This window comes from Gilliamella sp. App6-5 (genome assembly GCF_001690525.1).
GTDB lineage: Bacteria > Pseudomonadota > Gammaproteobacteria > Enterobacterales > Orbaceae > Gilliamella > Gilliamella apicola_H.
On sequence record NZ_LZGT01000094.1, the window covers coordinates 68,093 to 74,857 of the forward strand.

Sequence of the window (6,765 nt, forward strand, 5' to 3'; positions counted from 1 at the left end):
TTTGTTATTAATTTTCTATCTATGAGCTTTGATTTGCTTTATTAAGGTTGATAAATCCAACCTTAATTATTTCTCTGACTTTCATGTATCCCAATTTGAGCTGGTCGCGCTTCTTCATTCTATTGTTAGTTGAAAGTTGTTGATGAACATCATTCAATATCTTTTAAGAAAGATAGAGAAGAATTTAATTGATATAGGCTATTTTTCTATTGATAGGTAGATAAAATCAGAATCCGAAAACGCTTAACGCTATTTTTAAGGCTTTTATTAAAAAACTAAGCAAATTGATCTTTTGGTTTTTAGGTTTGGGTAGTACTAAGTCATGACACAGTCAAAAAACTAAAAAACAGAACCCTTTTTTTTGCCATATTTTAAAAATAAATAAAATCAAATAATTAAAAACTCACCGCAAAAAAGGGTTTTTAAAACCTAAATAGCTATTTGCCTTTTTACATACAATATTGATAGTATATTAGCTTCTAGTTCACTGCCGTGTAGGCAGTTTTAATTTTTTACTAGCAACCATTATGCACCTGACGATAGTTCACTGCCGTGTAGGCAGTTTTAATTGATGGCATCTTGTTGATTAATGGCTTGTCTGAGTTCACTGCCGTGTAGGCAGTTTTAATTTGCTGTCGTAGTTTATCTAAAATCTCTACAGTGTTCACTGCCGTGTAGGCAGTTTTAATTTGCGCCATTTGGTCCTAATAACCCGACGATTTGTTCACTGCCGTGTAGGCAGTTTTAATTATAAGTTGTCAAACCTAAATTCTTCATTGCTGGTTCACTGCCGTGTAGGCAGTTTTAATTTATCCAAGGTCGGATTGTCGCTTTCTACCTGAGTTCACTGCCGTGTAGGCAGTTTTAATTGTAGTAAAAGAACCATCTATTTGAAGTTCAAAAGTTCACTGCCGTGTAGGCAGTTTTAATTATCCACCATGACAATAAAGCTGGCTTCTTCACGTTCACTGCCGTGTAGGCAGTTTTAATTTACGTTTCAGTAAAAAATATTGTTTTTTAGATGTTCACTGCCGTGTAGGCAGTTTTAATTAATGGTATGGGATAACAATAAAATCAGTATTTGTTCACTGCCGTGTAGGCAGTTTTAATTACCAAATGATTCAAAATCTAATGAGCCTACTGGTTCACTGCCGTGTAGGCAGTTTTAATTAATCACCGCTAATTGTTTTGTTCACGTTCAATGTTCACTGCCGTGTAGGCAGTTTTAATTAACAAGTGCCAGAAAGTGCTAAAAAAGGGCGAGTTCACTGCCGTGTAGGCAGTTTTAATTATTAACCACGGCATAATAAAACCAAGGAATGAGTTCACTGCCGTGTAGGCAGTTTTAATTACTTGTACATTACCTATTACATCAATACCTTTGTTCACTGCCGTGTAGGCAGTTTTAATTTATTATCCAGTTTTTTTATCTTAGTCATCCTAGTTCACTGCCGTGTAGGCAGTTTTAATTAGAAACTATAGTCGGTTACTGCCAATTTAAACGTTCACTGCCGTGTAGGCAGTTTTAATTAAATTAGTCCCCATGATCTCACCAAGCACTTCGTTCACTGCCGTGTAGGCAGTTTTAATTACAAGCTGTTGAAAAAGAGATGAGCAAATTCAGTTCACTGCCGTGTAGGCAGTTTTAATTAATCCCAACAACAGACCCGCTTAGCACCTTCTGTTCACTGCCGTGTAGGCAGTTTTAATTTACCTTTTACTAGCAACCATTATGCACCTGACGTTCACTGCCGTGTAGGCAGTTTTAATTTCTATGCCTCCTATATTTCAAAAATCTCAATTGTTCACTGCCGTGTAGGCAGTTTTAATTTAAATGATGTACGATCGGAAATAATATTGCCTGTTCACTGCCGTGTAGGCAGTTTTAATTAAGCGATTTGAATTTGAAACGTGGATGGAAGAGTTCACTGCCGTGTAGGCAGTTTTAATTACTTATCATTGGCGTTCAGGCGTAACCAATCTGTTCACTGCCGTGTAGGCAGTTTTAATTGAGTAAAAATTTTATCGGATAAAGCATGGATTGTTCACTGCCGTGTAGGCAGTTTTAATTAACTGGCGGTAACGGCTTCAGTGGATTAAACCGTTCACTGCCGTGTAGGCAGTTTTAATTAAACAGGGCCAGCCATAACATGTAGTGCATCAGTTCACTGCCGTGTAGGCAGTTTTAATTTGATCGCACGGTTCGTATGGGAACGGTAGTCGGTTCACTGCCGTGTAGGCAGTTTTAATTACGATGTGAAAAGCAGTATCAGTAGGTAACTTGTTCACTGCCGTGTAGGCAGTTTTAATTCTTCTAATTTGATTCTATCTCGCCTAAGATCTGTTCACTGCCGTGTAGGCAGTTTTAATTAAACAAGGTTGACATTGTACTATCTCCACGCAGTTCACTGCCGTGTAGGCAGTTTTAATTTACTTCAAAAACCAAGAAACAAAAGAAGTAATGTTCACTGCCGTGTAGGCAGTTTTAATTCAAGCCATCACCAATGGTCAGTAACACATAGGGTTCACTGCCGTGTAGGCAGTTTTAATTAGTGATCTTTTTCTTGAGGATAATGATGTAACGTTCACTGCCGTGTAGGCAGTTTTAATTCGCGTAAGTTAGAAGCAATTGAAACCCATCAAGTTCACTGCCGTGTAGGCAGTTTTAATTACGCAATTTGTGGAGTGTATTTATGGGCTTGGGTTCACTGCCGTGTAGGCAGTTTTAATTATTAAAACGTCAACGAATCGAGCAAAAAATGAGTTCACTGCCGTGTAGGCAGTTTTAATTTTGTAAATTTTCAATTTTGATATCTGGGGTTAGTTCACTGCCGTGTAGGCAGTTTTAATTTGAAAGAGTCGACAGCCATTTTATCAAACAGCGTTCACTGCCGTGTAGGCAGTTTTAATTTACTTATATCACATTCCGAGGCAAACCTACTTGTTCACTGCCGTGTAGGCAGTTTTAATTATAACCCACTTCCATTGCTAATATATCTTCAAGTTCACTGCCGTGTAGGCAGTTTTAATTAAGCGATAAGCATGGTTGAATCACCAGAACATGTTCACTGCCGTGTAGGCAGTTTTAATTTCAACAAACAAATCAAATATTATCCTAATAATGTTCACTGCCGTGTAGGCAGTTTTAATTACTTGGCAAAAGTCTTTTCTAAACTTTGTTGCGTTCACTGCCGTGTAGGCAGTTTTAATTCCCTTTATTCCCCAAAAAAAACACACCATAACGTTCACTGCCGTGTAGGCAGTTTTAATTTAAATATTTGGACGAATACATAGGTCAACCGCGTTCACTGCCGTGTAGGCAGTTTTAATTAAGAGCAATTATTAAAAGCCGCTAATTAATGGGTTCACTGCCGTGTAGGCAGTTTTAATTATGTCAATCCATCAACATCACCATAGCCGTATGTTCACTGCCGTGTAGGCAGTTTTAATTAGAGATTGTCGTCAGGCAAGATAACGCTAAGCGTTCACTGCCGTGTAGGCAGTTTTAATTCATGCACAATACAAAACACCACCGCGAGTTGCGTTCACTGCCGTGTAGGCAGTTTTAATTGCATCAAGACCGACACCAACCGGATTAAAGCCGTTCACTGCCGTGTAGGCAGTTTTAATTATTAAACCACTATAAACACGAACACAACCATTGTTCACTGCCGTGTAGGCAGTTTTAATTTACTTATATCACATTCCGAGGCAAACCTACTTGTTCACTGCCGTGTAGGCAGTTTTAATTATAATCAGCAAGTGCCCAAGGGGCATGTTCACGTTCACTGCCGTGTAGGCAGTTTTAATTATATTTTTATTGTTATCGGCACGCCAGTCACCGTTCACTGCCGTGTAGGCAGTTTTAATTAACTCTTCAATTTGCACTAAAAACCAACGATCGTTCACTGCCGTGTAGGCAGTTTTAATTAGCTAAATGCACCAAGCGAGCCAGTGCAGGTAGTTCACTGCCGTGTAGGCAGTTTTAATTATCACGAAACGGTATAGAATCCTGAATATTTTTTACAAAAATATAGCCTAAAACGTAACAGTTGTGTAAATACTTCATAATGAGCATACAACTTAATAAATAATTACGCCGCTTGTTTTTGTGTTGTATATGCAATGGAAATCATGTTAGTTGATGTTTCATGAGGTCTTTTGGGGGTAGATAGCAACGGGTCATAATACGTTTAGCCAAATCAATGACGGCTATTTTTTTATATCATCGCCATAACACTTGTTGATGATATGGCGTTGTTTTTTTATATATATTTATTAGAGTCGTTTTTTTTACTACTGTAACCGAAGCAAGTAATTTCTAACCATTATATTAATAGGGTATTTTTAATATCTTCGATCGTTTTTGTGCCAGCTAATTGCATGGTAATAGACAGTTCTTTGTTAAGATGATCAAAGACGGATTTTACTCCCTCAGCTCCACCTAAATTTAGACCATAAAGAATAGGGCGTCCAATAGCAACAAGATCAGCGCCACTTGCTAAAGCTTTAAATACATGTTCGCCACGGCGTATACCGCTGTCAAAAATGATTGGAACACGTTTAGCAACAGCAGCTGAAATACTAGGTAATACCTCAAATGAAGCGGGAGCGCCATCTAATTGTCTTCCACCATGATTTGATATCCAAATCCCATCAGCTCCAGCAGATATTGCAATGGATGCATCTTCAGGTGATTGAATGCCTTTTACAATAACAGGTAAATTTGCCATGGCTTTTATTTTTTGAATATCAGAAGGAACGATACCTTGTTTTGCTGCGGCATAAATTTCGCTAATGCCTTTACCTGAACCATCGCCATTACCGTTTGATTGACTGTAAGCACTGAGGTTTTTCATAGGGAGTGGAAATTGAAATTTATTGACGATATCCTCTTCGCGATAACCGCCTAACGTTGAATCGACTGTTAGAATGATTGCTTTTGCGCCTGCTTTAACGGCTTTATCGATAATAAACCGGTTAAAATCATCATCTTTACTCATATAGAGTTGAAAAAAATACGGTACATTGGGCGCGGCATTTGCGGCATCTTCAATAGAGGTATTTGCATAAGTACTAATACAGAAAATAGATCCCGCAGCAGCGACGCCTTTAGCGGTGTCCTTTTCGCCTTGTTCGTGAGCCAATCCTTGGGCTGCTGACGGTGCTTGAATAATGGGTGTTTTTAATGAGATATCCCACAATTTTGTTGATAAATTAGCATGATCAATACCTTGTAATACCCGAGGAATAATTTTTTTGCGATTAAACGCTAAGGTATTTTCTCGCATTGTCCATTCGTCTTCGGCACCACCGCGGATATAACCAAAAGCTCCAGGCTCCATTCTTGCTTTAACTAATGCTTCTAATGAAGCAATATTAACGATCTCTATAGCGTGTTCTTCATTACTTGTATGGTATGACATGATTCGCTCCTAATTATGAGAGTTAATACAACAGTATGGTTATATCACAGCTATTTTTTATTTAAAATTAAATAAAATTCATTTCTGACAAAATAGCACTTTTTTATATTCATCTTTGTAGAAACTTTTTTAAGTACAGATCACAGCCTGAAATATAAAGAAAATAGTAATGCAGTTATTTGGATTTTTTTAGTTTGCTGTAAAGAGATTCAATAAAAAGCTTATTTTTTTGCTAAACCAAAAAATAAACCTCGATATTATTCGAGGTTTCAGATTGATGACAAAGAACTCGCTTTTTGGCGAGTTCTTTGATCTAATAGAGAGGAGTCCATTATAAGAGGAATTCTTCTATGCTAAAAAAACCAACTCCAGCGACACCAGAAAAAATAGAGCAAATCTCACTAGATGCGCTTGTCCCTCAAAATCATCTTATTCGTAAAATAGCTAAAGTCATTGATTTTGAATTTATTCGAGAAGCGGTAGCACCACTTTATTGCCCTAATAACGGTCGTCCAGCAGAAGATCCGGTCAGACTGTTTAAAATCATGCTATTGGGGTATCTTTTCGGTATCCCCAGTGAACGTCGTCTGGTTCAGGAAATTCAGGTCAATTTAGCTTACCGCTGGTTTCTGGGAATGGGATTAACTGAAAAAGTGATTGACGCCTCAACACTTAGCCAAAATCGTCGCCGTCGGTTTAATGACAGTGAAATCTATCAACAGATTTTTGATAATATTGTTGAGCAGGCCATTGCCAAAGGGTTGATAAGTGGTCGGGTATTATATACGGACAGTACTCACCTAAAAGCAAATGCCAATAAAGGCAAAGCACGTAATGAGCAGCGTATTGTTGAGCCCAGTCAATATATTGATGCGCTTAATCAAGCCATCAACGCAGAAAGAGAATTAAACGGAAAAAAGTCTTAAAGCCATCGACGGTAGAGAAATACAAGGAGGTTAAAGTCAGTACAACAGATCCAGACAGTGGCTTTATGCATCGGGAAGGCAAGCCTAAAGGATTCTTCTACTTAGATCACCGAACGGTTGATGGCAAACATAATTTAATTACCGATACCTATGTCACAGCTGGAAATATCCATGATTCCCAGCCTTACATGGCTCGATTAAAACGCCAGTTAGAGCGGTTTGGCTTTAATCCGGTTGGTGTCGGTCTTGATGCGGGTTATTTTACGGCTCCCATTTGCCATTTACTGCTGGCAGAGCAGATATATCCGGTGTTGGGTTATCGCCGCCCCACCCATGGTGCGAATCCCATCAGAAAAAAGCAGTTTATCTATAACAGTCAAAACGATACTTATACTTGCCCAAACGGGCAAACA

At 38.4% G+C, this 6,765-nt stretch carries 1 protein-coding gene, 1 pseudogene and 1 CRISPR repeat array; of the genes and pseudogenes, one reads left to right on the plus strand and one right to left on the minus strand.

What is annotated here, in order from left to right; all coding sequences use genetic code 11:
• The first annotated feature begins 482 nt into the window (after positions 1 to 482).
• Positions 483 to 3,991: a CRISPR direct-repeat array (repeat unit 28 nt; unit sequence GTTCACTGCCGTGTAGGCAGTTTTAATT).
• A 337-nt stretch (positions 3,992 to 4,328) separates the two neighbouring features.
• Positions 4,329 to 5,426, minus strand: a complete 1,098-nt coding sequence (locus A9G24_RS11465) for a lactate oxidase (protein WP_065639131.1) — start codon at positions 5,424 to 5,426, stop codon at positions 4,329 to 4,331.
• Positions 5,427 to 5,776: 350 nt separating this feature from the next.
• On the opposite strand from A9G24_RS11465, the pseudogene A9G24_RS13205 reads away from it, so the two are divergent.
• Positions 5,777 to 6,765, plus strand: a pseudogene (locus A9G24_RS13205) (IS1182 family transposase); the annotation flags it as partial.